We start from the raw sequence: 22017 nt of genomic DNA on the forward strand, positions 1-22017 counted from the left end.
GCTACGACTAGCAGAGGAGAGCCGAGAGAGGGAGATGCCATGAGCGACCGACCCTATTTGGAAAGTATCGCAGCGGTGCGCGAGATCCGGCCGAGCGAGGATCTCTCGATGCTGGACGCCAATGAGCTGCGTCACGTCTTCGAGGCCGAGACCATCGCCTCGCTCGGCTTGATCGAGGAGCGGGTCGTCGCCGAGCCCGAGAGCTTCCGCCCCATCTCCGCGCCCCTGCCGAGCGAATCGCCGGAGCCAATCGTCTCGGCAGCGGATGATCCGATCAGTCCGCACCTCGCCTCGCGGGTCGAGCGGAGCGATGCGGAGAGGGTCGATCGCCAGCCGGAGAGCGCGAGCGTCGGCGAGGCGGAGGTGCCGCGGCGGGACTGGCTGCTCGATCCCGAGCCGATCGCCGCGCCATCCGAAGCGCAGCCCTACGGCGACGATCCCACGCGCATGCGCGAACTCGTGCAGTGGTTCGCAGGCGGGCAGGGGATCGCGGACGCGCGGGCAGCATCGGCCAGTGTCCTGGTGCAGAGGCCGGCCGGCGACCTCGTCGAGGGGCCGCCCGATACGCCGGAGCGTCCCCATCAGTTGCACGCGCTTGCCGCCGGCGAGCGGATCGTCTGATCGATTTCAGGACCGGTCGGCGCGCAGCGACTTGGCGATGGGGCCGACCAACCTGTCATAGGTGCGCCGCAGGCTCGGCGGATAGCGCATGGCGACGGAATGGATCACGTCGCCGCGAAAGATATAGCGCTCGTAGAAGATCTTGCCGTCGCGATAGCCGGAGACGACGACCCAGCTGTCGCCCGCCTTGCGATAGGTCACATCGTCGTCCCGGGCGCGGTCGCGGATGATCGATGCCGGCGTTTCGCGGCCGGCATTGGCGCGCGCATAGATGAAGAGTTCCGCGCCGTTCGGCGAGCGCCAGGCCCGGCCGTCGCCGTTGGTGGGCTCGGGCAAAGCCTCCACGAAGGCCTCGGACGGGAAGGTCGCAACGGTGCCGAAGCGGGCGTTGCGATAGGTGATGTCGTCCGCTGCCGCCGGAGCCGCGGCGCCGAGGAGCGCCCCGCCGAGCAGGACGAGAACCAGAGGCCGCATTCCGTCAGCCTCCCGTGACGCTCATGTGGCGGGAGACGGAGGGGCGCTGCGTGGTGCGGTCGATGATGAAGTCGTGGCCCTTCGGCTTGCGCAGGATGGCCGCGTCGATGGCGCGGGATAGGGCCTCGTCGCCTTCCGAGGCGCGCAAGGGCGCGCGCAGATCGGCGGCGTCCTCCTGGCCGAGGCACATGAAGAGCGTGCCCGTGCAGGTAACGCGGACGCGGTTGCAGCTCTCGCAGAAGTTATGGGTCATCGGCGTGATGAAACCGAGCCGCCCGCCCGTCTCCGCCACCTCGACGTATCGTGCGGGACCGCCCGTGCGATGCGGGCTGTCGATCAGCGTGAAGCGGCTGGCGAGATCGGCGCGCACTTCGCTCAGCGGCAGATAGCGGTCGGTCCGGTCCTCGTCGATCTCGCCCATTGGCATGGTCTCGATCAGCGTCAGCTCCATGCCCTCGCCATGCGCCCAGCGCATCATCTCGGGGATCTCGGCTTCGTTGAAGCCCTTCAGCGCGACGGCGTTCAGCTTGATCTTGATGCCGGCGTCCTGCGCCGCCCTGATGCCGGAGAGCACCCGGCCGAGATCGCCCCAGCGGGTGATCGTCTTGAACTTGTCGGCGTCGAGCGTGTCCAGCGAGACGTTCAGCCGCTTCACGCCGCAATCGGCGAGCTCGCGGGCGAAGCGCTGGAGCTGCGAGCCGTTGGTCGTCAGCGTCAACTCTTCGAGCTTTCCGGTGTCGAGATGGCGCGAGAGCGAGCGGATGAGGTGCATGATGTTCTTGCGAACCAGCGGCTCGCCGCCGGTGAGGCGCAGGCGCTTCACGCCCTTCTCGACAAAGGCGCTCGCCAGCCTGTCCAGCTCCTCCAGCGTCAGGAGATCGCGCTTGGGCAGGAAGGTCATGTCCTCCGCCATGCAGTAGACGCAGCGAAAGTCGCAGCGGTCGGTCACCGAGACGCGTAGATAGGTGATGCGCCGGCCGAACGGATCGGTCATGCTCGGGCCGCCGGCGAGGGCCGGTCCGCTCGGGCGCTCGGGAAGCCGGATGTCTCCGGACGGGGCGCCGAGATTGCGCAGGCCCGAGGCGTCGTTCATAGGGTCGATCATAGGGTTGAATGTGGAAGGCGCACCCGTCCGGGTCAAGCGCCGCCGCGAAGTTCGAGAGCCCTTCGTGCGAAGGCGGCTCGCCATCCCGTCCGCCTTCTGCGAACATCCCCCTTCCGCCGCCCAAGGACCGATGCGATGAGCCAAGCTTCCGCCACGCCCGAGGAGATCCGCGTCTCGCCGGATCGACGGACCCTGACGGTGCGCCTGCCCGACGGCGCCTCCGACAGTTTCCCCGCGGAGATGCTGCGCGTCATGTCGCCCTCCGCCGAGGTGCAGGGGCATGGGCCGGACCAGCGCGTCACGGTGGGCGGCAAGGCCGATGTCGCCATTCGCGACATCATCCCGGTCGGCCACTACGCGATCCGCATCGTCTTCGACGACGGCCACGATACCGGGCTCTTCACCTGGTCCTATCTGGCGACGCTCGGCCGCGAGCGCGACGGGCGCTGGGCCGCCTATCTGGCGGAGCTGCGCGCCAAGGGCCTTCGCCGGGAGCGGTAAGCCCAGCGGATGATCATAAAATCTGACGCTGCGTCAAAGCCTTGCGCGAGAGACCTCGACTTCGTAAGCGGGGGTCTCGCAGCACGTAGAAAAGGCCGATCATCATGACCGTCATCGTCAGAGACAGCAACGGAACCCAGCTCGGCGAGGGCGATTCCGTCACGCTGATCAAGGACCTGAAGGTGAAGGGAACCTCGGTCACGCTGAAGCGCGGAACGCTGGTGAAGAACATCCGCCTGACCGACGATCCCGCCGAGGTCGAGTGCAACGCCGAGAAGGTGAAGGGCCTCGTGCTGCGGACGGAGTTTCTCAAGAAGGCCTGAGACGTTTCGGAGTTCGTCAGGGATAAGCGGAAACCGGCTATCCCGAAACGACAAACGATAGAGACGGCATCCAGGGTTCGTCTGGTTCAGGACGAACCCGAAGAACCCTCGGCTCTCGGCGTCGTCCGCCGAGAGCATCGGACGCTGAGCCGAGCCGTTTCAGACGACGCGGCGCGGCCGGTCCAACTCGCCCCGGTCGTCTTCCGGCAGGTCTTCGGAGGTCGTCATGCCGATGCGGAAGGCCGGAAGCTGGTCGAAGGCCGTCTTCAGCGCGTCCGACCAACCTTCGGAGATCTGGCGGTAATAGGGATCGCGATGATCGAAGCGCTGGCGATGGCCGGCGGCGAGGCTGTCGGCATCGTAGAACTGCATGTCGATGGGCAGGCCCACCGACAGGTTCGAGCGGATCGTCGAGTCGAAGGAGACGAGCAGAAGCTTCGCCGCCTCTTCCAGCTGCATCTTGCGATCATAGGTCCGGATGATGATCGGGCGGCCGTATTTGTGCTCGCCGATCTGGAAGAACGGGTTGTCCGTGCCCGCCTCGATGAAGTTGCCCTCCGGGTAGATCATGAAGAGGCGGGGACGCCCGCCCTTGATCTGGCCGCCGAAGATGAAGGAGCCGGAGAAGCGGCTCTCCGAGGAGGGGCCGGAGGCCGCGCGCGTGTGCGCGATGACCTCGGCCAGCGTGTCGCCGACGAGCTTGGCCGTCTGGAACATCGACGGCTGGTTCAGGATCGCGGGCACGCGCTTGGCCGGCGCCTGTCCGCGCTCTTCCAGCAGCGAGACGGTCGCCTGCGTGGTCGCGAGATTGCCGGCGCTGAGGAGGCAGAGGAACCTCTCGCCCGGCACTTCCCACGTCTTCATCTTGGTGACGACCGAGATGTTGTCGATGCCCGCATTGGTGCGGGTGTCCGACATGAAGACGAGCCCCTTGTCGACGAGCAAGCCTACGCAATAGGTCATGGTCTGCACTCCCGAGAACCCACGCGGCCGCGATCGATGGCGCGAAGGGCATAGAGCCTTCCGCGCTTCGGAAAGCGCGGATCGGCGCGGCGACTGTTGCCGGAACGATGGCGGGCCGCAACCCCGAAACGACGATGCACCGCACCGAAGCGGCTTGCGACCGGTTCCGTACCCATTTTGAGCGGCCAAACCGCCGGTTCAAAGGTCTGCGGGCCGCAAGGGGCGCCTTCGAAGGAGCGCCGGCGGCGCGGGCTCCTTCGACTGATTCTAAGGGAAGCCTTGCCGGTCCGCGGAGACGTCAGGAATAGAAGCGGTAGCTCCGGGCGATCTCCAGCGCGAGGCGGTTGTGACCGACCATGAAGCTGGCGAGGAACTCGTGAAGCCCGGAATCGATGATGTCCCCGACGTCCCGTCCCGCGAAGGCGGCGTTCGTCGCGAGCGCCGTCGCATGGCAGTCGTGCTCCTCGCCATAGGTCCTGGCGAGGAAGCCGAGGCTTTCCTGGATCGAGCCGTAGCAATAGGCGAGCGAACGCGGCATGCGCTTGTTGAGGATGAGGAAGTCGATGATGTCCCGCGCGCGGTAGTCCGCATCGTATTCCCAGGTGTAGGAGCGGTGCGCCGACACCGAGCGCAGGATCGAGCCCCACTGGAAATTGTCGAGCGACGAGCCGATCGAGGAGTGCTTGGGCAGAAGCACCCAGTATTTCACGTCGAGGATGCGCGCGGTGTTGTCGGCGCGCTCGATGAACGTGCCGAGATTGCAGAAATCGAAGATCTCGTTTCGCAACATCGTGCCGTGGAACGTGCCGCGGATGAGGGCAGCCTGCTTCTTCACCAGCTCCAGCGTGCCCGGCAGCTCGCTGTCGCGCACGGGGCTTGCCAGACGCCGCTTCAGCGTCATCCAGGCCTCGTTCAGCGCCTCCCAGGTCTCTCGCGTCAGGGCCGTGCGCACCATGCGCCCGTTCATCCGCGCGGTGTCGATGGCCGAGAGCACGCTGGACGGGTTTTCCAGATCGCGCAGCAGGTAGTCGACAATGTGGGCGGGCTCGAAGTCGCTGTATTTCGACTTGTAGGCCGCTTCGACGCCGGCCGAGACCAGCACGGACTGCCACTCGTCGGGCTCGGCGGAGAGGTTGGTCAGGGACAGGCGCAGGCCTGCGTCGATCAGGCGGGCCATGTTCTCCGCCCGCTCGATATAGCGGTGCATCCAGAACAGGCCCTGGGCGGTGCGTCCGAGTAGCGCCATGGTCAGTCCTCCAGCACCCAGGTGTCCTTAGTCCCGCCGCCCTGGCTGGAGTTCACGACGAGCGAGCCCTCCTTCAGCGCGACGCGGGTGAGGCCGCCCGGGATGATCTTCACGTGGTCGGAGACGAGGACGAAGGGGCGCAGGTCGACATGCCGGGGGGCGAGGCCTTTTTCGAGGAGGATCGGGACGGTGGAGAGCGCGAGGGTCGGCTGGGCGATGTAGTTGGACGGCCGCTCGCGAAGCTTCTTGGCGAAAAGCTCCTGTTCGGCCCTGGTCGAGGTCGGGCCGACCAGCATGCCGTAGCCGCCGGACCCGTGCACCTCCTTCACGACGAGTTCGGCCAGATGCTCGAGCACGTAGGCGAGGCTGTCGGCCTCCGCGCAGCGATAGGTCGGCACGTTCTCGAGCTTGGCCTTCTCGCCCGTGTAGAACTCCACGATCTCGGGCATGTAGGAATAGATCGCCTTGTCGTCGGAAATGCCGGTGCCGGGGGCGTTGGCGATCGTGATGCCGCCGGCCTTGTAGACGTCCATGATGCCGGCCACGCCGAGGACGGAATCCGGCTTGAAGGCGAGGGGATCGAGATAGGCGTCGTCGACGCGGCGGTAGAGCACGTCGATCGTCTTGAAGCCTTGCGTCGTGCGCATCTTGATGCGCCCGTCCACAAGCTTCAGGTCCGCGCCTTCGACCAGTTCGACGCCCATCTGGTCGGCCAGGAAGGCGTGTTCGTAATAGGCCGAGTTGTGGATGCCGGGCGTCAGGACGGCGATCGTCGGGGGTCCCTCGCAGAGCGGCGGCGCGACGGCGGCGAGCGAGCGGCGCAGGTGGTGCGGATAGGTCTCGACCGGGCGCACGCGGTTTTCCGCGAAGAGCTCCGGGAACATCTGCATCATCGTCTCGCGGTTCTCGATCATGTACGAGACGCCGGACGGGGTGCGGGCATTGTCCTCGAGGACGTAGAACTGGTCCTCGCCGACGCGCACGATGTCGGTTCCGATGATGTGCGTGTAGACGCCGCCGGGCGGCGTGAAGCCGACCATTTCGGGCAGGAAGGTCTCGTTGCCCTCGATCAGCCGGGCCGGCAGCTTGCCGGCCTTCACGATCTCCTGATCATGGTAGATGTCGTGGAGAAAGGCGTTCAGCGCCTTCACGCGCTGCTCGATCCCTTCCGCGAGCTTGGCCCATTCGCGGCCGGAAATGATGCGGGGCACGAGATCGAACGGGATCAGCCGCTCCGCCGCCTCCGCGTCGCCGTAGACGGCGAAGGTGATGCCGGTCCGACGGAAAACGCTTTCGGCCTCGCCGGTCTTCTCGACGAGAAGTTCCGGGTCCTGTCGCGTATACCAGTCGTTGAAACGTTCGTAGGGCTGGCGTACGCCGGTTGCCCCGTCCAGCATCTCGTCAAACGGTTTGGCCAATAGAGTCTCCATTCCAACTCCGCCTAGAAGAGAAGCCGGGCGCCTGAAAATCAAGGGTCGGATGCCCTTAAAGCGGCAAAGCGCGACTCTTTCGAGACGAGAAGGAAGGGTTCGTCCGGCGATTGTGCAGCGACGCGCCGGATCTGCCTGTTTTCGCGCCGGGACGCGGCTCGCTTTCAGGCAGATCGCAACGAAGACGCGCAGGTGATCCTGAAAAAGACTGACGATCAGTCTTCAGAACCGTTTTCCCGACGGGTCTGCTGTCAGGCCTCGGCCAACGCCTCCCGCGCGGCCTTCATGATCGTGTCCTGCGTCGCCTCGTCGAGATAGGCGTGCATGGGCAGGCTGACGACCTCCTCCGCCAGCGTGTCCGTCACCGGCAGGACGCCGCCTGCGACCGGAAAGACGCCGTAGGCCGTCTGGCGATGGAGGGGCCGGGGATAGTAGATCACGGTCGGCACGCCGCGCGCCTTCATGCCGGCCATGAAGGCGTCCCGCCGGCCGCCGGAAACGCGCACGGTGTACTGCGCGAAGGTCGAGACGGCGCCGTTCGGCAGCATCTGAGGCGTCAGACCCTCCGGCAGGCCCTGTCGATAGCGCCGGCCGATCCGCATGCGGGACTCGATCTCCTCGGGGAAGATCGCGAGCTTCTCGATGACGACGGCGGCCTGGAGCGTGTCCATGCGCGCATTCATGCCGATGCGCACGTTGTCGTAGCGGTCGGTGCCGCCGCCATGGACGCGGAGCGAGCGCATGATGTCGGCGAGCGGCTTGTCGTTGGTCTGCACCGCGCCGCCGTCGCCGTAGCAGCCGAGCGGCTTGGCCGGATAGAAGCTCGTCGCCACCACGTCCGCCCAGGCGCTCGCCTGCCGGCCGTCGAGCGTCGAGCCGTAGCCCTGCGCCGCGTCGGAGAGAAGCTTCAGACCGTGCCGGTCGCAGATCTCGCGGATCGCCGGATAGTCGGCGGCAAGACCGAAGAGATCGACCGTGATGACCGCGCGGGGCTTCAGGCGGTCCGCGGCGATGGTTTCCTCGATCGCCGCTGCGAGACTGTCGGGGTCCATGTTGAACGTGTGCGGCAGGACGTCGACGAAGACCGCGCTGGCGCCCAGCATGGCGACGACTTCGGCCGTCGCGGCGAAGGTGAAGCTCGGGCAGAAGACCGCATCGCCCGGCCGGATGCCCCAGGCCGAGAGCGGCAGCAGCAGGGCGTCCGTGCCGGAGCCGCAGGACAACGTCTCGCTCATGCCGCCGAAGGCCGAGAGGGCGGCTTCGAGCTCGGCGACGTCGGGACCCATGATGAAGGAGCCGTCGTCGAGAATGCGCTTGAACCGCGCCTCCACCCGGTCGCGAACGCGGTCGCGCTGCGTGGCGAGGTCGATGAAGGCGATCGGTTTCGTCATGGAGGTCTCGTGTCCGGGTGGTGTCCGCGGACGCGCGCATGTCGCGCGGCCCTCGGTCGTCGAACCGGGCTAACGGTTTCGCTCCGCTTATCCAAGAGTCCCGCCCCGGCGGAGCCGTCAAGAATTGTCGCCGATCGGCGAGAGGGCGTGATAGCGGCGGCGTTTCAGGCAGGGAGCAGCGATGCGTAGAGCCGCTTCACAACTTCCATCACGTCGCGTTCGGTGTAGCCGTCGAGGACCCGCGCCCGCGCCGCCTCGCCCATGCGGGCCACCAGCGGACGGTCACGCGCCAGCGCCGAAATCGCGGAGGCGAGGGGCGCTGCGGCGGGCTGGACGACGCGCCCCTCGATGCCGTCGCGCACGAAGCTGCGGCAGCCGGGAACGTCCGTCGTCAGGAGCGCGCGGCCGCAGGCGGCGGCTTCGAGAAGCGTGCGCGGCAGGCCCTCGCCGCCGCGCGAGGGAAGGCAGGCGGCGTGGTGGTTCCGCCAGACGGCGGCGACGTCGCGCGTCGGCCCGTGCCAGGAGATTCCGTCCCGGCGCGACCACTCGTCGAGTTGCTCGGCCGGAATGGCTTTCGGGTTGGCGGGATCGGGCGCGCCGTAGAGCGACAGCTCGACATCGGCCCCGCCGGCCCGCGCCGCGCCGACGGCCTCCACGGCAAGGTCGATGCCCTTCGACCAGAGCATCCGCGCCACGAGAGCGATCCGCAGCGTCTCGCCGCCCGGCAGGGGCGCGGGATGCAGCGCTTCCGGATCGATGCCGGCGCCGCCGACGATCGTCATCGTCTCCGCGCCCGGATCGAGGCCGAGAAGACGGGGATCGTCCGGGTTCTCGAAGAGATAGCGGGTTCCCGGTGTCTCGAAGACCCTGCGGATCGCGGTGCGCACGCCGAGCCGGGCCGCGACGCCGACGAGGCCGCGCTTGGCGCCGAGAAAGCCGAGCCCGGTCAGCGCGAACACGAGCCGGCCGATGCCGGCCTGCCGCGCCGCCGCGCCGCCGATAAGGATCGAGCGGAGCGCGATGCAGTGGAGGATGTCGGGCTTCTCCCGGCGCAGGATCTCGGCGACCTGGCCGACCGCGCCGCCGATCGCGCGGGGATCGAGGCTGCGCCGATCCGCTTCCAGGGCGACCAGCCGCGCGCCGGTCGCCTCGATCGGCGCGCGCGCGTCTCGAACCCGCGCGACGACCACGACCTCCAGCCCCATCTCGCGCGCCGCGCGCGCCATGGGCAGGAAGTGGGAGGCGAAGAACCAGTCTTCGGTGGCGAGGAAGAGGATCTTGGGAGAGGCCGGCATGGATGTCGCTATAGAGCACCCTTTGCCGGATCGCACGTCTGCGACCGCTCGGCGGTCGACGAGCGCTTGACCCGGTGGGGCCGGTGGATGCAATGCGCCGCTGAAGATCAAGGGAGAGCCGAGAATGACGTTCGCGACCTATCCAAGCCTTCGCGATGTCGCGGTGATCGTGACGGGCGGCGCGTCGGGAATCGGGGCGGAGATGGTGCGGGCCTTTGCCGGGCAGGGCGCCCGCGTCGGCTTCGTCGATATCGATGCCGGCGCGGGGGAGTCGCTTGCCGCCGAGCTCGGCGGCGGGGTCCGCTTCGAGCGCTGCGATCTTCGCGACATCGAGGCCCTGAAGTCGGCGATCGGCCGGCTGCAGGCGGCGAACGGGGCGGCGGGCGTGCTCGTGAACAATGCCGCCCGGGACGACCGCCATGGCTGGGAGGAGGTCACGCCGGATTATTGGGACGAGCGGATGGCGACGAATCTCCGCCATATGTTCTTCGCGATCCAGGCGGTGGCGCCCGGCATGATCGCGGCCGGCAAGGGCTCGATCGTCAATCTCGGCTCGACCTCCTGGTGGCAGGGGCAGGGCGGCATGCCGGCCTATACGAGCGCCAAGGCCGCCGTGCACGGCATGACGCGATCCTTCGCCCGCGACCTCGGCCCGCATCGCATCCGCTGCAACACGGTCGTGCCGGGCTGGGTGATGACGGAGCGCCAGAAGGCGCTCTGGGTCACGCCCGAATCGATCGCTACCGCCTTGGAGCGACAGTGCCTTCCGGTCGCGATCGAGCCGGTCTACGTGGCGCGGATGGTGCTGTTCCTGGCCTCGGACGATTCGGCCCTCTGCACGTCGCAGAACTTCTTCGTCGAAGGCGGCATCGTCTGAACGATCAGCCGAGCCGCCGTCCGCCGGGGTCGCCGAGGCCGATGTCGAGTTCGTAGACGACATGCCGCTCCTGGAAGCCGGCGACGCCGTAGAGCGAGCGCATGGCCTCGTTGGAGGAGGCGGTGCGGCCGACGATGCGCGTGTAGCCGGCCTCCTTCGCATGGCCGAGGACGGCGCGCAGCAGCATCACGGCGGCGGCCGGTCCGGCACGCTTTCCGTCGACGTAGAAGGACCGGAAGTCGGCATAGCGGTCGCCGGTGATGAAGTTTTCCCGGGGGGCGACCCAGGCCCAGCCGAGAATGGCGTCGCCGCCGTCCTCGCCGGGCCGGGCGAGGATGGTCGTCCAGTCGCCGCCATATTTCAGGAGCTTTCCGAGCTTCTTGCGATAGTGCGCGAGATCGGTGACGGCCTCGTCTGCAAATGAGCGGATCGCGATCTCGGCTTCGAAGGCCGCGACCGTCTCGATATCGGCCGCTTGAAACCGGCGCAGCACCAGTCCGCCGCTGCGGCTCGCTCCACTCGTGTCGTCGCTCGCCATGGTGATGCCTGGAACCTCCGACGGCCGGTTGCTCGTCACGTTCGGGCCCGGCTCGCTCCGCCGATCGACCGGGAGGAGGCTTTAGCGCGGGGCCGGGCGCGGGCGCAAGCTTGCCCGGCCGGGACGCCGCCGCTATAGGCTCCGGCTTCAAGCGCCTGACGAAGCCCGGCCAGCCGGTCGGCCGGGATGTCGGCAGGCGCTGCCAAAGGCCCCGAGCGGCCCTCTCCAGCGGGATCGACACGATGAAGATCAGGCAGGTCCTGGCGGACATGCGCAATTGCGAGAGCCTGATCGAGGATGAGACGGCGCTTCGCGAAGCGGCTTACGCGGGCGCGGCGGCCGCGGGCGCCACCACGATCGGCGAGCATGCGATGCGCTACGTGCCGCACGGCATCACGCTCATCATCTTCCTCGCCGAAAGCCACATCATGCTGACGACCTGGCCGGAATACCGGATGGTGCTCGTCGATATCCTCCTCTGCAACCCCGACATGTCGGAGGATGCGGCGGTGGACGCCGTGGCCGCGCGGCTCTGCCCGAACGGCCTCGTCGAGCGCTCCTACGTGACGCGGCACATCGAGCCGCTGCCGGCTTGACGGACGGCGAGGACGCAGGCTGGCGCTTCCTGCCGGCCGAGGCGGAGCCATCGGGCGATCTCGACGCCGCCCTCCGCGAGGGCCCGGCCGCCTTCGCCCGCGCGCTGCGGGACGGCCGTGCGCGGATCGGCGCCGGCCGCATGGCGGCGCGGCTGCGCGAGATGCCGAGCCGGCCGGCACCCGCCCTTCGGCTGCTGCTCGCCGCGCCCATCCAGCCGCAGTCGCTTCAGGATGCTCTGGACATCGCCTTCGCCGCCGTCGGCTTGCCCGTCGCCATCGAATCCGTCGAAGGCTTCGCCGCGCTGAGCCGCCGCTCGCAGGCGGGCGATCCGCCCGACTTCGTTCTGATGATCGATCCCTCGCCGGGTGCGGAGCCGGACCCGGCGCTCGTCGCGCTGGCCGCCGATGGCGCGGGCGGGCTCGGGGCGCCGGTGGCGCTGGCGCGTTTCGGCGGGCCGCTCGCGCAAGCCTCCCTCGCGCGCGGCGTCGATCTCCTGACGGTCGGCGTGCCCGCCAAGACCGCGTTCGACCGCCGGTTTTCCGCAAGCTTCGGCACGATCCTGCGCCCGGCGGCTGCCGACGCCCTGGCCGATGCCGCGGGCGCCTGGGCCGCGCGCCTGAAGGGGCGGGCGCCGAAGCTCCTCGTCACCGACCTCGACGGGACGCTCTGGGCCGGCATTCTCGGCGAGCGCTCGACGGCCGAGACCGGCGGCGCCCCGCCGCTGCATCGCGCCTACACGCAGGCGCTGAAGGACCTGTCGGGCCGCGGCTTCGTCCTCGCCGTCGCCAGCCGCAACGAGCCCGCCGACGTGGATGCGGCCTTTAGGAGCGGGGCGATGCAGCCGCTTTCGCGCGAGAACGTCGCGGCGGTCGCGGCCGGCTGGGAGGACAAGGCGGCGCTGGTCGAGCGAGTTCTGGCGGACCTCGGCCTCGGGGCGGAGCATGCGATCCTGATCGACGACGATCCGGTCAACTGCGCCAAGGTCGCCGCGCGGTTTCCTGCGATGGACGTCCGCCTCTTCGCCGGCGACGAAGGCGCCTTCGCCGCGAAGCTGCTTGCCGATCCGCTGCTTCTCGGCGGCGGGGCCGAGGCGGGGCTTCGGGCCGGGCGCTACCGCGCCAAGGCCGGGGTGGACCGCCTGCGGGCCGAGACTCCTGATGTCGGGGCCTTTCTCGCCGCGCTCGGAACGCGGCTGACCTTCCAGCCGCTGGATGCCCCGAACATGGCGCGTGCGGCGGAGCTGGCGAGCCGGGTCAACCAGTTCGTGCTGCGCGACATCAGGCCGAACGTGCTCGATCTTTCCCGGCGCCGCTCGCCCTTCGACACGCTCGTCCGGCTGGACGATGCCTTTGGGTCGCATGGCATCGTCGGGCTGATGCTGGCTTCCGCCCGGGGCGAGACGCTCGTTCTCGACAATCTCTATCTCTCCTGCCGCGCGCTGGAGCGGGGCGTCGAGGATGCGATGCTGGCGGCGCTCGCCGATCGCGCCCGGGCCGCCGGGCTCGCCCGGATCGTCGGCCGGGTGGAGGATCTGCCGCGCAACGCGCCGGCCCGGGCCTTCGTCGCTCGCGTCGCAAGGCTCGCGGCGGACGGGAGCTTCGACTATTCTCCGCCCGAAGCGGGCGGGCCGGGAACGGGTGCGCCCGACATCCGGTGGCAGGACGAAGAAGGTGAGACGCGATGAGCCACGGACCCTCCGACGTCGTCCTCGCCAAGGTCGTCCATGCGCTCGCCGATGTTCTGAACGTGCCGAAGGAATCGATCGGCATCGAGACCCGCGCCGCCGATCTCGAAGCCTGGGACAGTTTCGGCCATGTGCGCATCGTGCTCGCGCTGGAACAGCTCTTCGGCATCGAGATGACCATGGCCGATATCGAGGCGGCCGACAGCGTCGCCGGGCTCTGTTCCGTCGTCGAGACCCGCACCGCCAGCGCCTGCGCGCCGGAAGCGCTGCTTCGCTGAAACCTGCTGCGCCGGGCGGACCCCAGTCAGTAGGCGGTCTTGACGTGCTGGCGCTGGAAGGTCGTGCCGCCGCAGGCCGGGCAGCCCTTTTCCTTCAGGGCCTCGACCGTCGCGAAGGCCTCGCCGGCACCGACCAGAACGATCGTGCCGCAGGCCTTGCAGCGGTAGCGCCGCTCGCGCGGGCGCACTTCGCCGGTGTAGATCGGCGCCGTGAAGCTGGCATCCGCCTCGGTCAGGGCGCGCGTCCGCTTCGTCGTGCGCAGTTCGATGAGCTGGCCGACCGAGCCGAGAATGGAAGCGCCGGCATAGGTGTTGAAGGACGGGCGGATGCGCGTCGCGACCAGCCCCATGTCCGTCAGCCGCGCCTGGATGTCGAGCATGTCGTCGGGCGCGAGATCGCCGAAGGAGAGGAAGCCGGGCAGGCCCGGCTCCCGGCGCAGGCCTTCGAGGCCCCGCGAGACGAAGAGGCTCATTCCGTCGACCGTATAGGGCGGGTCCGTCTGGAAGGTGTCGAAGCGCCGGTGAAGTTCCGGCGGCAGCGGCTCGCGCAGATCGTGGGGAACGATCTCGACGGGGTAGCCGTGGCGCTCGCCGGCGTCCTGCAGCTGGCGGATGCGGGCGGGGTCTAGCTCCAGCACGGTCAGGCGCTTCGGCTTGGCACCGATCGCCCGGCCGAGAAGCGATAGGGCGACGGATAGAGAATCGTCGTCGCCGAGAATCAGGATGTCGCGCCCCTCCAGAGCGCCGGCCTCGTGCATCGCCATCGCCCGCAGAACGGACGTTTCCGGCGTGCACGGCGCCTGATCCAGCGTCACGTCCACCGGGGGGCCGTCGGCGATATGGGCCGCCATCGCCGCGACGACGCTTTCCAGCGCCGCATCGAGAACGATGCCGCGGCCCGCGCAGCAGGAGCAGCGGGGATCGTGGCGCGCGGACAGGCCGAGCGTGTCGCGGCAGACGGCAAGCCCGGCTTCGCTGAGCTCGACGCCCTGGCCCCGATCGAGAAGCCCCCGCGTTTCCAGCTCCCGGCGGACGGCGCCGAGAACGGGCAGGGGCATGCGCACGAGTTTCGCCAGATCGCGCAGCGGCAGCGCGCCCGCGCGAAACGCCGTCCGCAGCACCAGCGCGACGCCCTCGCGGCCCTCCCGCAGGTCGGTGGCTTCTGCGACGTCGTCGAGAAGATCGCGAGTCCGCGGAGTCGCTTGGGGCCCGTCGTGAAAGTCGGTCATGAGCGGCTTAAAGCGCGGGCGGGGCGGGGAAGTCCAGAGCGGCGCGGAGGGAAAGAGCGAGTCGCCGGAGTCGGTTGGCGGGGTTTGTTGGGGTGGGGTGCGAAGCGGTTCATGGTTTGAATCAAGAGGGGCAGGCGTCTGCGGGAGGCACCCCCCTCTGGCCTGCCGGCCATCTCCCCCGCAAGGGTGGAGATCAGCTTGTCGCAAAGGGTGGAGGCTTTGATCCGCCGGTGAAGCTGCCGATCTCCCTCCTTGCGGGGGAGATGGCCGGCAGGCCAGAGGGGGGTGCCTTCGCATAAACGTCTTCCAATCCTCCCCCTCCGCCGCATCACTCTGCCGCCGGCTGCATCTCGTCCCGTCCCTCATCCCCCCGCGACCGATGCGGGAAGTCCGTGACCTGCTTGCGCTGTTCCGGCCGCTCGTCGGTGAGCCGTGGCCGCTCGGCCGGCGCGGGAAGCGCGGGCACGGCTTCGGGCGCCGCCAGAGCCGGCATGGTCCCGTCCATGCTCTCGGAGGGGTTCGGCTTCAGGAGCCGCCCGAAGACGCGGCCGACGCCGTGGCTGAGATCGTCCATCAGCGTGTAGACGGAGGGGATGAAGACGAGGCTCAGCACCGTCGAGACGAGGAGGCCGCCGATCACGGCGATGGCCATCGGCGCGCGGAACTCGCCGCCTTCGCCGGATGCCATCGCGGCCGGAACCATGCCGGCGGCCATGGCGAGCGTCGTCATGATGATGGGGCGGGCGCGCTTGCGGCCGGCATCGATGATCGCGTCGCGCTGGCTCATGCCGTGCTTCTCCTGCTCCACCGCGAAATCGACGAGCATGATCGAGTTCTTGGTAACGATGCCCATCAGCATGAGGATGCCGATGACGACGGGCATGGAGACCGCCGTGTTCGTCAGAAGCAGCGCGCCGACGACGCCGCCGACCGAGAGCGGCAGCGAGGCGAGGATGGTGATGGGCAGGAAGACGCTGCCGAAGAGGAGAATGAGGACGACGAGCACCATCATGATGCCCGCGCCCATCGCCGAGGCGAAGCCCGCGAAGACCTCCGCCTGAATCTCGGCGTCGCCGACCTCCTGCACGCGCACGCCCTCCGGCATGCCGGTGATGGCGGGCAGGGTCATGATGCGGGCGGAGCCTTCGCCCAGTTCATGGCCGGGCGCCATGTCCGTGCCGACCTTGACCAGTCGGTCGCGGTCGTAGCGGTCGATCGTCGAGGGGCCTTGGCCGAAGCCGATCTCGGCCACGGCCTCCAGCGGCACGGCCTTGCCCGAGGCGGTCGTGACGCGCAGGCTCCGCACGGTCGAGAGGTCCTCGCGTGCGGCTTCCTCGAGCTGCACGCGGATCGGCACTTGACGCGTGCCGACGTTGAACTTGGCGAGATTGGCGCCGACGTCGCCGATCGTGGCGACGCGTACCGTCTCGGAGATCGCGTCGGGCGCGATGCCGAGGTCGGAGGCCTCGTCGAGGCGCGGCCGGATGCGGATTTCCGGCCGGGCGAAGGAGGCCATGGCCGACGGATTGGCGAAGATCGGATCGCGCCGCATCTGGCTTTCCAGATTGGCCGCGACCTCGGCGACCTTGGCGCCGCCCTGCCCGAGAATGCCGACGGAAAGCTCCCGATCGCCGCGGTCGTTGACGTAGAAGGACCGGATGTCGGGAATGGCGGCGAGCCGTTCGGCGATCACGGGTTCCATTTGGCCCTGGCTGCGCGTGCGCTGGAACTTGCGCGTCAGGTTGATCGTCAGCGCGGCCCGGCGCACCTCCAGCGTGCCGGTCGGGCTGGCGCCGCCGATGACGAGCACGCTGCGCACCTCCGGCAGTTCGCGAATGCTGGCGACGGCCCGGTCCGTGACCTCCTCGGTGCGCGCCAGCGTCGAGCCCGGCGGCAGTTCGAGCGAGACGACGATGCGCGAGGCGTCCTCCTTCGGAATGAAGCCGGTCGGCAGGTTCTTCGTCAGGCCGAGGGAGAAGACGAAGAGGCCGATGCCGACGAAGAGCGTCACCCAGCGCATGCCGAAGGGAATGCGAAGGCGTCGGCGCAGGCCGTCGGGCCCCGTGCGATGGAAGGGCGTCCAGATGCGGAACGTGTGGATCGTGCCGCGCAGGAAGCCCGTATAGGCGCGCATGAGCGGGCCGTCGCGCTCTTCGTCGGCATGGGGCCGGTTGAGATAGGCGAAGAGGATCGCAAGGACGACGACCGACGCCATCACGCCGAGGAACAGCTCCGACGCGCGGTCGAAGGAGACCGGCGGCAGGCTCGCCGCATAGGGCGCGAGGAAGCTTGCGAGCGCATTGGCGGGATCGGCGGTGCTGAGGGCGGCCAGCCCGAAGAGGGCGCCGACGGCAAGGCCGCCGAGCGGGGCGAGGATCGTCAGGTAGCGCCGGAGCAGCCTGCGGAAGCCGGGCCCGGTGTGGCGATGCGGGCGGAAGAAGTAGGCGGCGAGCATCGGCGTGATCAGGCGGGCGACGAGCAGCGAGAAGAAGACCGCGACCGCCACGGTTAGGCCGAACTGCTTGAAATACTGGCCCGCGACGCCGCCCATGAAGGAGACCGGCGCGAAGACGGCCATGATCGTCAGCGTGATCGCGATGACGGCGAGGCCGATCTCGTCGGCCGCCTCCATCGAGGCGCGGTAGGGCGACTTCTTCATCGCCATATGGCGCTCGATGTTCTCGATCTCGACGATGGCGTCGTCGACGAGAATGCCCGTCACCAGCGTGATGGCGAGAAGGCTGACGAGGTTCAGCGAGAAGCCCATCATCGCCATGGCCCAGAAGGTGGGGATGGCGGCGAGCGGCAGCGTGATGGCGGCGACCGCCGTCGCGCGCCAGTCGCGCAGGAAGAGAAGCACGACGATGACGGCGAGCAGCGCGCCCTCGGCGAGCGTCTCCATCGCCGATTCGAAATTGCCGTAGGTGTAGGTGACGGAATTGTCGATGTTGGAGAAGGTGACGTCCGGATAGGCTTGGCCGAGTTCGGCGACCTTGGCGTCCGCGACATCGGCGACCGAGGCGTCGCTCGCGCCCTTGGAGCGATAGATCGAGAAGGCGACGACGGGCGCGCCGTCCAGCCGGGCGAAAGAGCGTGGCTCCTCCCAGGCGTCGACGACCGCGCCGAGTTCGGCCAGCCGCACCTGACGGCCACCCGGCAGCGAGATGCGCGTCGTCGCGAGGCCCTCGACGGTGGCGGCGGAGGAGAGGGTGCGGATCGCCTGTTCCTGCCCGCCGAACTCGCCGCGACCACCGGAGAGATCGACATTGGTCGAGCGGAGCTGGCGGTTCACCTCGGCCGCGGTGACGCCGAGCGCGGCCAGCCGGTCGGGATCGAGCCGGACCTGGATTTCGCGCTCGACGCCGCCCATGCGCTCGACCCGGCCGACGCCCTTCAGCCCCTGGAGCGCGCGCACGACGATGTCGTCCACGAACCAGGAGAGCTGCTCGGGCGTCTTGCCCGGCGAGGAGGCGGCATAGGTGACGATCGACTGGTTCTCGACCTCGATGCGCTGAACGATCGGCTCCTCCACCGTGCGCGGCAGGTCCGAGCGGATCTTGGCGATGGCGTCCTTCACGTCGTTCAGGGCGCGGTCGGTGTCGACCTCCAGCCGGAACTCGGCCGCCGTCACGGACTGGCCGTCGGTGATGGTGGAGGTGATGTGCTTGATGCCGGTGACGCCGGCCATGGCGTCCTCGATCCGCTTCGTCACCTGCGTCTCCAGCTCGGAGGGCGCCGAGCCCTGCTCGACGACGGTGACGGCGATGACGGGAACGTCGATGTTGGGAAAGCGCGTGATCGGCAGGTTGATGAAGCTGACGACGCCGAGCGCCACCAGAACCACGAAGAGAAGGATCGGCGGAACCGGGTTTCTGATCGCCCAGCCGGAGATGTTGAGGTTCACGTTCTCACCTCCGCGGCCCCAGCCGCTTCCTCGACAGGCGTGACGAGATCGCCGTCGCGCACGAAGGTGCCGGCCCGCGAGACGATGTCTTCGCCGCCGGACAGGCCCTTCACGATCTCGATCTCGCCGCCGGACTGGATGCCGGTCGCGACCGCGCGCGTCTCGACCTTGCCGTCCCGAACGACCTGCACGCGGGCGCCTCTCTCGTCGACCACGACGGCCGTCTGCGGCACGGCGAGACCGGTGGAGCGCGCCGTCTCGACGCTGCCCCGCGCGAAGGCGCCCGTGCGCAGCGCGTCGGACGGGGGCAGGGCGATGCGCACGCGGCCGAGGCGGGTCGTCTCGTCCACCTTCGGCGATACGAGCCGGATCTCGCCGGCCACCGCCTCGCCGCCGCCGGACAGGGTGACGGTCACCCGCTGGCCCTGCCGGAGCGTGTTCAGAACGGTCTCGCTGACCTCCGCGTCGAGTTCGATCAGCCCGTCCCGCGCCATTTCGAAGAGGCCGCCGGAGGCGACGGAGACGACCGAGCCGAGACGCGCGGCGCGCGAGAGGACGAGGCCGGCGGTCGGCGCCTTGATGTCGGTCTTGGCGCGCCGAAGCTCCTGCTCGCGGCGCTCGGCCAGCGCGATGGCGCGGTCGGCCTCCGCGGCGGTCGCGGCCTGCCTGGCGGAGGCGAGGCGCGCCCGCGCGCTGGCCGCGGCCGAAACGCGCTGGTCGAGCACGTCCTGGCCGACGATGCCCTTCTGCTGCAGCGGCTGCGTGCGGGCCAGCGCCGCTTCGGCCTCGATGCTGGCCGATTGCGCCTCTTCGATCTGGCTGCGGGCCTGCGCGATCGCGGCCTCCGTGCGGCTGATCTGCGACTGGTTGCGCGCCAGCTCGATCTCGATCGTATCGGTGGACAGCTTGGCCAGAACGGCGCCGGCTTCCACGCGGTCGCCTTCGTCGGCGAGCAGAGCCTCGATGCGCAGCCCCTCGATATCGGTGCCGACGACCACCGTCTCGCGGGGCACGAGCGTGCCGGTGACGGTGACGCGGGCGACCAGATCGCGGGAGACGACGGGCACGACGGTGACGCTCGGCGGTTTCGGCGCCGCGGTCGAGACGGGCGCCGGCTCCTCGGCCCGGACGGCCAGAACGGCGGCGAGCAGCGAGACGAGAAGGGCGAGCGGGCGGAGCAGCATGGACGGTCTCTGGAACGGCTGGAAGCGGCGGGTGCGAGCGGGGCGGGGGCCGGAAGGTCTCATGGCGAAGCCGGCTCCGAGAGAAGGACCGCCGTCACCATCCGCCGAAGATACGGCTCCATCGCGGCGAGATCGACGTCGCGCTCCAGCTGAAGGCGCATGACGAGACCGTCGGACATGGCAAAGAGCATGACGATCGCGATGTCGAGATCGACACCGGCTCCGATCTCGCCGCGCTCCTGCGCCTCGACCAGGGCCGCGCGGATGATGTCGCGGATTTCGGCCTCGATCGCGTGGAAGCGCTCGCCGATGGCCGTGTTGCGGATGCTCTCGGAGACGATCTCCACGAGCAGTCCGCCGGTGTGGGGGGCCACCGACTGCGCGAGATAGTCCATCGCCGCACCGACGATCCGATCGACGAGAGAGCCCGGGCGGAGGAACATCTGCATCGACGCGCCGGCGGAGTGACGCTCCTCCTCGGCGATCGCCTCGATGATGGCGTCCTTGCTGGGGAAGTAGCGGTAGAGCGCGCCGGGGCTCATCGCCGCCTCCGCGCAGATCTGTCCCATGGAGGCCCCGTGGAAGCCTGCTCTGGCGAAACAGGCGCGAGCGGCGTCGAGCACCTGCCGGCGACGCTGATCCTGAGCGCTCGACGGGGCGGCGCTTGCCTCCTCCAACACTGCGACAGACGAGGCCAAGCGGAGATCCCTAGCGAGAGCGAACGATCGTTCTCATACTGGATGCTGCAATGCACGTAAAGGCTCGTCCCGTCGCATCGGCGGGCCGCGTCGATCCGTCCGGGCCTACTCGTTGTTCCCGGCTGGCTCGAAGGCCGACGCGGCGGTCGGCCGGGCCGAGACCTCCGCGCGCACGTCCGCATCGGACGTGTCCGGCACGATCGACTGCAGCAGCGTCTCGCGGGCGGAACGCAGATGGCGGCGGCAGAAGAACTCGACCTCGGTCGAATCGCGGGAGGCGAGGGCGCGGATATAGTCGATATGCTCGGCGAGCGCCGTCCGGTTGCGCTCCTTTTCGCCGGTCTTGTTCCACTGGTAGTGGTAGTGGAAGATCATCGAGATGACGTCGTAGAAGTCGATCACGAAGCGATTGTGCGAGGCTTCGTGGATCAGGCGGTGAAAGCGCTCGTCGAGATCCGAGAACCGGTCGTAGCGCGTCTCGATCTCCGCCAGGAACTGCCGGTGCTCGGCTTCCATCTGCGCAAGGCGCGTCCAGGCGGCGTCGTCGGGGGGGAGGGCGGCAAAGCGCAGCGCGGCGCGCAGCTCGAACATCTCGCGCACTTCGGTGAGCTCCAGCGCGAACTCGCGCGTGAACCCTTTCAGCACCCACTGGCTGTTCCGCCGCTTCTCGATAAGACCGAAGCGGCTGAAGCGGATCAGGAATTCGCGGACGGCCGAAACCCCGACGCCGAGGTCGCGCGCGATGTCCGCCTCGCTGATCAGATCGCCGGCATGGGCGTCACCGGCCAGAATCCGGTGCATGAAGCCGCGCTCGATGACGCGCGAGATCGGGTCGGTCTCTTCGGTCGGGAAGTAGTCGGAGGCTTCGGGGCGCCGCAGCAGCGTCTTCTTGCGCTTGTCCCAGGCGATGAGCCCGACCTCTTCGAGGCGGGCCAGGATCGAGCGGACGGTGGTGCGGCTGATCTCCAGGGCCGCGCCGAGTTCGGTCTCCGAGGGAAGATCGTCCGCCGCCTCGAGAAGCTGCAGGCTGCGGTTGTAGGAGTCCTTGAAGAGTGTTTTCGGCTTGCTCACGCGAACTCGGGTCTGGGATCGTGACGAAGGCTTTCGCCGCCCTCGGCCGCTATAGCCGATGCGGATGTTTCTTGTCGATGAAAAGCCGTTCGGCTAGGTCTTGTCAGCCGACCTTATCGCAGATCGCCGGCCGATCGCAGCGCTGCCAGCCACCGGGACCCCCGCTCATGCTCCGCCACATCCATCCGCTTCTCGGACCTGAACTTCTCGGCGCGCTGCGGGCGCTCGGCCATGGGGACGAGGTGGTGATCGCCGACGCGAACTTCCCCTCCCATTCGGTCGGTCCAGAGGTCGTGCGGCTCGACGGGATCGACGCCGTCACCGCCGCCGAGGCGATTCTCACCCATCTGCCGCTCGACACGTTCGAGGACGCAGCCTTCCGCATGGCCGTCGTCGGCGATCCCGACGCGGTGCCGGAGGTCTGCCGGCTGTTCCAGGACTCGGTGAACCGGCTCGCCGGAGACTTCACCGTCCATGCCGTCGAGCGATTCGCCTTCTACGAACGCGCCAAGAAGGCGCAGCTGATCGTCGCCACCGGCGAGCGTCGCCTCTACGGCAATCTCATCCTCAAGACCGGCGTTCTTCCGGAGGACAACCGCTAATATGTT

At 68.8% G+C, this 22017-nt stretch carries 21 protein-coding genes; 8 read left to right on the top strand and 13 right to left on the bottom strand.

The features are described 5' to 3' along the window. Nucleotides 1-39: 39 nt before the first annotated feature. On the top strand, nucleotides 40-621 hold the full coding sequence (locus tag ASG62_RS16305; protein WP_156382203.1) for a hypothetical protein: 582 nt from the start codon (nucleotides 40-42) through the stop codon (nucleotides 619-621). 6 nt (nucleotides 622-627) lie between these two features. Here ASG62_RS16305 and ASG62_RS16310 read toward each other — a convergent pair whose 3' ends face one another. Both ASG62_RS16310 and moaA read right to left on the bottom strand, forming a co-directional pair. After that, on the bottom strand, nucleotides 628-1095 hold the full coding sequence (locus ASG62_RS16310; protein ID WP_056693292.1) for a hypothetical protein: 468 nt from the start codon (nucleotides 1093-1095) through the stop codon (nucleotides 628-630). A gap of 4 nt (nucleotides 1096-1099) precedes the next feature. Continuing rightward, nucleotides 1100-2089, bottom strand: coding sequence for a GTP 3',8-cyclase MoaA (moaA, locus tag ASG62_RS16315; protein ID WP_056693959.1), 990 nt, complete (start codon nucleotides 2087-2089; stop codon nucleotides 1100-1102). Nucleotides 2090-2335: 246 nt separating this feature from the next. On the opposite strand from moaA, the gene ASG62_RS16320 reads away from it, so the two are divergent. Together ASG62_RS16320 and ASG62_RS16325 are read left to right on the top strand one after the other, a co-directional pair. Continuing rightward, nucleotides 2336-2701, top strand: a complete 366-nt coding sequence (locus tag ASG62_RS16320; RefSeq protein WP_056693295.1) for a gamma-butyrobetaine hydroxylase-like domain-containing protein — start codon at nucleotides 2336-2338, stop codon at nucleotides 2699-2701. A 104-nt stretch (nucleotides 2702-2805) separates the two neighbouring features. Beyond that, nucleotides 2806-3024 carry an alkylphosphonate utilization protein gene (locus tag ASG62_RS16325; protein WP_056693297.1) on the top strand — a complete coding sequence of 73 codons (219 nt, stop codon included), beginning with the start codon at nucleotides 2806-2808 and terminating at the stop codon, nucleotides 3022-3024. A gap of 159 nt (nucleotides 3025-3183) precedes the next feature. On the opposite strand, the gene ASG62_RS16330 is transcribed toward ASG62_RS16325, so the two are convergent. The 5 genes from ASG62_RS16330 to ASG62_RS16350 all read right to left on the bottom strand — a co-directional run bounded on the left by ASG62_RS16330 (nucleotide 3184) and on the right by ASG62_RS16350 (nucleotide 9349). Beyond that, complete coding sequence (locus tag ASG62_RS16330) at nucleotides 3184-3987, bottom strand: peptidase (protein ID WP_156382204.1); 804 nt, start codon at nucleotides 3985-3987, stop codon at nucleotides 3184-3186. Nucleotides 3988-4285: 298 nt separating this feature from the next. Continuing rightward, nucleotides 4286-5233 carry an alpha-E domain-containing protein gene (locus tag ASG62_RS16335; RefSeq protein WP_056693300.1) on the bottom strand — a complete coding sequence of 316 codons (948 nt, stop codon included), beginning with the start codon at nucleotides 5231-5233 and terminating at the stop codon, nucleotides 4286-4288. Nucleotides 5234-5235: 2 nt separating this feature from the next. Continuing rightward, nucleotides 5236-6663, bottom strand: coding sequence for a circularly permuted type 2 ATP-grasp protein (locus ASG62_RS16340; protein WP_082537121.1), 1428 nt, complete (start codon nucleotides 6661-6663; stop codon nucleotides 5236-5238). A 251-nt stretch (nucleotides 6664-6914) separates the two neighbouring features. Next, nucleotides 6915-8054, bottom strand: coding sequence for a DegT/DnrJ/EryC1/StrS family aminotransferase (locus ASG62_RS16345; RefSeq protein ID WP_056693306.1), 1140 nt, complete (start codon nucleotides 8052-8054; stop codon nucleotides 6915-6917). A gap of 164 nt (nucleotides 8055-8218) precedes the next feature. Further along, on the bottom strand, nucleotides 8219-9349 hold the full coding sequence (locus tag ASG62_RS16350) for a glycosyltransferase family 4 protein (protein WP_056693308.1): 1131 nt from the start codon (nucleotides 9347-9349) through the stop codon (nucleotides 8219-8221). A gap of 124 nt (nucleotides 9350-9473) precedes the next feature. Between ASG62_RS16350 and ASG62_RS16355 the strand changes: the two genes are divergently transcribed. After that, on the top strand, nucleotides 9474-10226 hold the full coding sequence (locus ASG62_RS16355; RefSeq protein WP_056693312.1) for an SDR family NAD(P)-dependent oxidoreductase: 753 nt from the start codon (nucleotides 9474-9476) through the stop codon (nucleotides 10224-10226). Nucleotides 10227-10230: 4 nt separating this feature from the next. On the opposite strand, the gene ASG62_RS16360 is transcribed toward ASG62_RS16355, so the two are convergent. Beyond that, on the bottom strand, nucleotides 10231-10764 hold the full coding sequence (locus tag ASG62_RS16360; RefSeq protein ID WP_056693315.1) for a GNAT family N-acetyltransferase: 534 nt from the start codon (nucleotides 10762-10764) through the stop codon (nucleotides 10231-10233). Nucleotides 10765-11006: 242 nt separating this feature from the next. Here ASG62_RS16360 and ASG62_RS16365 point away from each other — a divergent pair, with 242 nt between their 5' ends. From ASG62_RS16365 to ASG62_RS16375, 3 genes are read left to right on the top strand one after another with little or no spacing between them, the layout of a single operon-like run. Beyond that, nucleotides 11007-11360, top strand: a complete 354-nt coding sequence (locus ASG62_RS16365) for an S-adenosylmethionine decarboxylase family protein (protein ID WP_156382205.1) — start codon at nucleotides 11007-11009, stop codon at nucleotides 11358-11360. Next, complete coding sequence (locus tag ASG62_RS16370; RefSeq protein ID WP_056693319.1) at nucleotides 11357-13045, top strand: HAD-IIIC family phosphatase; 1689 nt, start codon at nucleotides 11357-11359, stop codon at nucleotides 13043-13045. Before ASG62_RS16365 ends, ASG62_RS16370 begins: the two co-directional genes overlap by 4 nt. Then, on the top strand, nucleotides 13042-13323 hold the full coding sequence (locus ASG62_RS16375) for an acyl carrier protein (RefSeq protein WP_056693320.1): 282 nt from the start codon (nucleotides 13042-13044) through the stop codon (nucleotides 13321-13323). The genes ASG62_RS16370 and ASG62_RS16375 overlap by 4 nt, the downstream gene beginning before the upstream one ends. Before the next feature lie 26 nt (nucleotides 13324-13349). Here ASG62_RS16375 and ASG62_RS16380 read toward each other — a convergent pair whose 3' ends face one another. The 5 genes from ASG62_RS16380 to ASG62_RS16400 all read right to left on the bottom strand — a co-directional run bounded on the left by ASG62_RS16380 (nucleotide 13350) and on the right by ASG62_RS16400 (nucleotide 21409). Next, nucleotides 13350-14552 carry a bis-aminopropyl spermidine synthase family protein gene (locus ASG62_RS16380; RefSeq protein WP_057180510.1) on the bottom strand — a complete coding sequence of 401 codons (1203 nt, stop codon included), beginning with the start codon at nucleotides 14550-14552 and terminating at the stop codon, nucleotides 13350-13352. A gap of 328 nt (nucleotides 14553-14880) precedes the next feature. Further along, nucleotides 14881-18456, bottom strand: coding sequence for an efflux RND transporter permease subunit (locus ASG62_RS16385; RefSeq protein ID WP_057180512.1), 3576 nt, complete (start codon nucleotides 18454-18456; stop codon nucleotides 14881-14883). Further along, nucleotides 18453-19640: an efflux RND transporter periplasmic adaptor subunit gene (locus ASG62_RS16390; protein WP_082537122.1), complete on the bottom strand. Its 1188-nt coding sequence runs from the start codon at nucleotides 19638-19640 to the stop codon at nucleotides 18453-18455. Before ASG62_RS16390 ends, ASG62_RS16385 begins: the two co-directional genes overlap by 4 nt. 59 nt (nucleotides 19641-19699) lie before the next feature. Further along, nucleotides 19700-20209 carry a TetR/AcrR family transcriptional regulator gene (locus ASG62_RS16395; protein ID WP_244487537.1) on the bottom strand — a complete coding sequence of 170 codons (510 nt, stop codon included), beginning with the start codon at nucleotides 20207-20209 and terminating at the stop codon, nucleotides 19700-19702. A 234-nt stretch (nucleotides 20210-20443) separates the two neighbouring features. Then, complete coding sequence (locus ASG62_RS16400; protein WP_082537123.1) at nucleotides 20444-21409, bottom strand: GntR family transcriptional regulator; 966 nt, start codon at nucleotides 21407-21409, stop codon at nucleotides 20444-20446. A gap of 167 nt (nucleotides 21410-21576) precedes the next feature. Between ASG62_RS16400 and ASG62_RS16405 the strand changes: the two genes are divergently transcribed. Next, nucleotides 21577-22011, top strand: a complete 435-nt coding sequence (locus ASG62_RS16405; RefSeq protein ID WP_056693325.1) for an RbsD/FucU family protein — start codon at nucleotides 21577-21579, stop codon at nucleotides 22009-22011. The last annotated feature ends 6 nt before the right edge of the window (nucleotides 22012-22017 follow it).

The organism is Aureimonas sp. Leaf427, assembly GCF_001425485.1.
In the GTDB taxonomy this organism is placed as follows: domain Bacteria; phylum Pseudomonadota; class Alphaproteobacteria; order Rhizobiales; family Rhizobiaceae; genus Plantimonas.

Coding starts and splice junctions, on each gene's coding strand:
- ASG62_RS16365 (WP_156382205.1), top strand. CDS start 11,007: ATGAAGATCAGGCAGGTCCTGGCGGACATGCGCAATTGCGAGAGCCTG.
- ASG62_RS16375 (WP_056693320.1), top strand. CDS start 13,042: ATGAGCCACGGACCCTCCGACGTCGTCCTCGCCAAGGTCGTCCATGCG.
- ASG62_RS16335 (WP_056693300.1), bottom strand. CDS start 5,233: ATGGCGCTACTCGGACGCACCGCCCAGGGCCTGTTCTGGATGCACCGC.
- ASG62_RS16345 (WP_056693306.1), bottom strand. CDS start 8,054: ATGACGAAACCGATCGCCTTCATCGACCTCGCCACGCAGCGCGACCGC.
- ASG62_RS16395 (WP_244487537.1), bottom strand. CDS start 20,209: ATGGGACAGATCTGCGCGGAGGCGGCGATGAGCCCCGGCGCGCTCTAC.
- ASG62_RS16380 (WP_057180510.1), bottom strand. CDS start 14,552: ATGACCGACTTTCACGACGGGCCCCAAGCGACTCCGCGGACTCGCGAT.
- ASG62_RS16310 (WP_056693292.1), bottom strand. CDS start 1,095: ATGCGGCCTCTGGTTCTCGTCCTGCTCGGCGGGGCGCTCCTCGGCGCC.
- ASG62_RS16305 (WP_156382203.1), top strand. CDS start 40: ATGAGCGACCGACCCTATTTGGAAAGTATCGCAGCGGTGCGCGAGATC.
- ASG62_RS16325 (WP_056693297.1), top strand. CDS start 2,806: ATGACCGTCATCGTCAGAGACAGCAACGGAACCCAGCTCGGCGAGGGC.
- ASG62_RS16390 (WP_082537122.1), bottom strand. CDS start 19,640: ATGCTGCTCCGCCCGCTCGCCCTTCTCGTCTCGCTGCTCGCCGCCGTT.
- ASG62_RS16360 (WP_056693315.1), bottom strand. CDS start 10,764: ATGGCGAGCGACGACACGAGTGGAGCGAGCCGCAGCGGCGGACTGGTG.
- ASG62_RS16405 (WP_056693325.1), top strand. CDS start 21,577: ATGCTCCGCCACATCCATCCGCTTCTCGGACCTGAACTTCTCGGCGCG.
- ASG62_RS16320 (WP_056693295.1), top strand. CDS start 2,336: ATGAGCCAAGCTTCCGCCACGCCCGAGGAGATCCGCGTCTCGCCGGAT.
- moaA (WP_056693959.1), bottom strand. CDS start 2,089: ATGACCGATCCGTTCGGCCGGCGCATCACCTATCTACGCGTCTCGGTG.
- ASG62_RS16330 (WP_156382204.1), bottom strand. CDS start 3,987: ATGACCTATTGCGTAGGCTTGCTCGTCGACAAGGGGCTCGTCTTCATG.
- ASG62_RS16350 (WP_056693308.1), bottom strand. CDS start 9,349: ATGCCGGCCTCTCCCAAGATCCTCTTCCTCGCCACCGAAGACTGGTTC.
- ASG62_RS16355 (WP_056693312.1), top strand. CDS start 9,474: ATGACGTTCGCGACCTATCCAAGCCTTCGCGATGTCGCGGTGATCGTG.
- ASG62_RS16340 (WP_082537121.1), bottom strand. CDS start 6,663: ATGGAGACTCTATTGGCCAAACCGTTTGACGAGATGCTGGACGGGGCA.